Here is a 3,569-nt window from a genome sequence, read left to right as displayed (position 1 = left end):
GCGTGCGCCTAGAGGCGCACGCGCCACCACCGGGTGGTCGCGGTGCAGGTTTCCGAGGGCTGAGGCGCCCTGCGGCGACCCCAGTTCCTCGAAGAACTCCACGTTGGCGCGCACGTAGTCGGCCCACTCGTCCGGGACATCGTCCGAGTAGTAGATCGCCTCGACCGGGCAGACGGGATCGCAGGCGCCGCAGTCCACGCATTCGGACGGGTGGATATAGAGCGAGCGTTCACCCTCATAGATGCAGTCCACCGGGCATTCGTCGATGCAGGCCTTGTCCTTGACATCCACACAGGGCTGGGCGATCACGTACGTCATGGCTGGCTACACACCCGTGTAGACGGTCTTGCCCCACGTGAAGAAGTCCAGTGCGGACTTCCCCTGCTCGCGGAACGTGTTGGTGGAGGAGTCCTTGACGCCGCCGAACGGCACGTTCAGGTCCAGGCCCGCCGTCGGACGGTTGACCTTGATGACGCCGGCCTGGGCGCGGGCGGCGAAGTCCGTGGAGAACGCCAGGGAGTCGGTGCAGATCCCGGCGGTCAGGCCGTAGCGGGAGTCGTTGATCGCGGCGAGCCCGGCCTCGTAGTCCGGGACCTCGAGGACGGCCACGACGGGTCCGAAGATCTCTTCGGTCACGGCGGCGTCGTCGAAGGGCAGGTCCGTGAGGATGGCGGCCGGGAAGAGGAAGCCGGCGTCCGTGCCGCCGTCGTACTCGCCGTGCAGCAGCGTGGCGCCGCGTTCGACGGCGGTGCGCACCGCGGACTGGTTCTGTTCGAACTGCTGGCTGCTCACCACGGCGCCCATCCTTGCGGCCTCGAGGCCGTCGCCGGCCGTGTACTGCGCGGCTTCCTCGGTGAGGGCCGCCAGGAATTCCTCGCGGATGCCGGGCGTGACGTAGACGCGGGACGTGGCGGTGCAGGCCTGGCCGGTGAGGCCGAACGCGCCGGCCGCCACCACCTGGGCGGCCTTGCGGGGATCGGCGTCGTCCAGGACCAGCACGCCGTTCTTGCCGCCCATTTCCAGCTGGACCCGGGCGCGGCGGGCGTTGAGGATCTCCTGCAGCCCCAGCCCGACGTTGGTGGAGCCGGTGAAGGACAACCCGGCGATGCGGGGATCGCGGGCCAGGGCGTCGCCCACCACGCGGCCCTTGCCGTGGACCACGTTGAACACGCCGGCGGGCAGCCCGGCGTCCTGCAGGGCGCGGGCCAGGTGGGTGGCGGAGAGCGGGGTGAGCTCGGCCGGCTTGATGACCACGGCGTTGCCGCTGATCAATGCCGGCGCGGACTTCCAGGCAGGGATGGCGATGGGGAAGTTCCACGGCGTGATGAGCCCGACGACGCCGAGAGCCTCGCGGCGGGTGGTGATGGTGGTGTCCGGCAGGCCGCTGGGCAGCACCTCGCCGGTGGCGGCCCAGCCGAGGAAACCGAAGAAACGCAGCACGTCGGAGGCGCGCTTGACCTCGCCCTTGGCCTCGGCGAGGGTCTTGCCCTCTTCACGGACGAGGTCCTCGGCGATGGCGGTCTGGCGCTCCAGGAGCAGGTTGCCGGCGGCCATCAGGATGGCGCCGCGGGACGGGCCGGGCAGTGCTGCCCAGGCCGGCTGCGCGGCGGCGGCGGCGGTGATGGCGGCGTCGACGTCGGCTGCGGTGCCGCTGGGGGAGAGGGCGGCGAGTTCGCCCGGGCGGGCCGGGTTCATCCGCTCGGTGTCCGCCCCGCCGAGCCATTCGCCGTTGATCAGGTGCCGGGCGGTGAGGAGGTCCCGGGCTGTTGCGGTTGAGGTGTCTGTGTCGGTGGAAGTCATGGTGTTCCTTCGTGAGAGTCGGAGCAGGGTGTGTGCTGAGTGTTCAGCGCCTGTGGCTAGAGCCCGCGGATCAGGCCGCCGTCGCAGCGCAGTGCCACGCCGGTGATGTAGGAGGCCGGGGCGCTGCAGAGGAACGCCGCGGCGGCGCCGAATTCCTCGGGTTCGCCGTAGCGGCGGGCGGGAATGGTCTTGCGGGATTCGAGCTGGATTTCCTCGGGCGTGGTGCCGCGCCGTTTGGCGGCGGCCTGGTCCAGTTCCGCGACCCGGTCCGTGGCGATGCGTCCGGGAAGGAGCATGTTGACCGTGACGGCGTCCAGCGCGACCTCGGCGGCGAGGGTCTTGAGGTAGCCGGCCAGTGCCGCGCGGCCGGTGTTGGACACGGCCAGGTTCGGCAGTGGTGCCACGACGCCGCTCGACCCGACGGCCAGGATCCGGCCCCAGCGCCGTTCCCGCATGCCCGGCAGGATGTGCGAGACCAGGGCGTGGTGCGGTTTGACGAGTTGTTCGAACGCCGCGGCGATGTCGTCCGCGCCGAGTGTGGCGGCCGCGCCGGGCTTCGGCCCGGGACCGTTGAGGACCAGGATGTCGATGGGCCCGAGTTCCGCGACTGTCTGTTCGACGGCTGCGGCCACGCCTTCGGCGGTGCTGAGGTCCGCTTCGATGGCGACGGCGCCCGGTCCGTAGGCGTCCGTCAGTTCGGCCACGATCTCCTTGGCGCGGACTTCGCGCCGGCCGGTGATGGCCACCCGGACGCCTTCGGCGGCGAGGGCCCGGGCGATGGCGAGGCCCAGGCCGCCGGTCGAGGCGGCCACAAAGGCGGTCTTTCCGCTGATTCCGAAATCCATCAGTTCCTCCCCGCCGTGGTCAGCACGGCGGCCGGGTTCTGGCCGAGGGCCTCGGCGGCCTCGGCCAGGTGCGTGCGCAGCCCGGTCCGGAGAACCTCTGGGAACGCCGCGGCCGGTGCCCGGACGCCGGCGTCGGCAATGAGTCCGCGCTGGTGCAGGCATTCCTTGCGGATCGCCAGCGCGATTTTCGCCTGCTGCTCGAAGTTGATCAGCGGCAGGTAGGGCAGCAGGGCATCGCGGGCGGCCTCGTAGCCGTCTTTCTGCCAGGCCTGCACGCAGGCGATGAGCGCTTCCGGGTAGGAGAAACCGGTCATCGCCCCCGCGGCGCCGGCCATGAGCTCGTCCAGCAGCCCCTGGCCGCCGAGGCCGCCGAAGACAGAGACGTCGAGGGCTGCGGTGAGGTGCCCGATCGCCACGGACGTGGGCGGGGCCTCGGCCTTGACCGCGGTGACGAAGCCGCAGGCCTGCACCACGGAAATGAGCGCCTCGGTGCTGATGTGGACGCCGCTGGCCAGCGGGTAGTCCTGCAGCACCACGTTGGCGCCGGTGGAGTGGTGGATGGCGTTCAGGTGCGCGATGACCACACCGGGGGTGGCGGAGTTGGCCTGGACCATGACGGCCGACAGCCGGTCCCCGGTGGCGGCCTGGATGGAACGGATTTCATCGACGGCCGTGCCGGTGAAGAGGGAAGTCACTCCCACCACGAGGGGCAGGCGCGTTTCCTCCATGACCACTTCCAGGACCAGGCTGCGCTCGGCCGCCGTCAGGGCCGCGGCCTCGCCGAACACGCCCAGGACCGTGAGTCCCGTGGCGCCGATCGACTCGTAGTAGCTCACGAGCCCGGCCAGGCTGTCCGTGTCGACATCCAGGGTGCTGCCCTGGAACGGTGTGGCGACGACGCCCCACAGCCCGGGTTGCAGTGTC

4 protein-coding genes are annotated in these 3,569 nt (G+C 70.9%); all 4 read right to left on the bottom strand.

The window, feature by feature from the left end; genetic code table 11:
- The coding region (gene fdxA, locus LQV45_RS20880) for a ferredoxin (protein ID WP_230008655.1) at positions 1–318 on the bottom strand (318 nt) is incomplete at its 3' end.
- Between the two features lie 6 nt (positions 319–324).
- Complete coding sequence (locus LQV45_RS20875; protein ID WP_230008654.1) at positions 325–1,800, bottom strand: aldehyde dehydrogenase family protein; 1,476 nt, start codon at positions 1,798–1,800, stop codon at positions 325–327.
- 56 nt (positions 1,801–1,856) lie between these two features.
- On the bottom strand, positions 1,857–2,645 hold the full coding sequence (locus LQV45_RS20870) for an SDR family oxidoreductase (protein WP_223915886.1): 789 nt from the start codon (positions 2,643–2,645) through the stop codon (positions 1,857–1,859).
- Positions 2,645–3,569 (bottom strand): dihydrodipicolinate synthase family protein (locus tag LQV45_RS20865; RefSeq protein WP_308288907.1); only part of this gene is annotated, 925 nt, incomplete at its 5' end. The genes LQV45_RS20865 and LQV45_RS20870, both read right to left, overlap by 1 nt.

This window comes from Microbacterium sp. Bi128, from assembly GCF_918698205.1.
This window is presented reverse-complemented; position numbering and strand designations above follow the sequence as displayed.